This window comes from Pseudomonas sp. EL_65y_Pfl1_R83 (assembly GCF_963970695.1).
GTDB lineage: Bacteria > Pseudomonadota > Gammaproteobacteria > Pseudomonadales > Pseudomonadaceae > Aquipseudomonas > Aquipseudomonas tritici.
Genome location: NZ_CAXAQI010000511.1, coordinates 1 through 429, shown reverse-complemented (window position 1 = coordinate 429; position 429 = coordinate 1). Strand labels below are relative to the sequence as shown.

Annotated in this window: 1 protein-coding gene; it reads left to right on the top strand. The window is 64.8% G+C overall.

What is annotated here, in order from left to right:
- On the top strand, positions 1 to 429 hold a 429-nt coding region (locus AACY08_RS30095; RefSeq protein ID WP_445262079.1), incomplete at both ends, for a HoxN/HupN/NixA family nickel/cobalt transporter.

Sequence of the window (429 nt, the reverse complement as noted above, 5' to 3'; positions counted from 1 at the left end):
AGCCGGGGCATTCCAAGACGATGATGGCGGCCTTCATCATCGCGGTCCGGGGTACGGTGCGCCAGGCCATCCTTCTCGGTCTTGCCGCGACGGCATCTCATACGGCGGTCGTCTGGATCGTCGCGCTGGGCGGCATGTGGCTGTTCGGCGGTCTTAACGCCGAGACGACCGAACCCTATTTCCAGCTCGCCTCCGGCGTCCTGATCGTCGCCATCGCGGGCTGGATGCTATGGCGGACGCGCCGTGAGCAACTGGCGGCCGAGCATCACCACGATCATGATTGCCATCACGACCATGGGCATCATCATGCCCATGACGACGATCACCACCACGGTCATGACCATGGTCAGTCCCATGAGGCTGTCGACACGGAGTCCAGTCCGCGCGGGCTCGAACTCGCGACCGGCGGCTACGCCGATGCCCACGAGC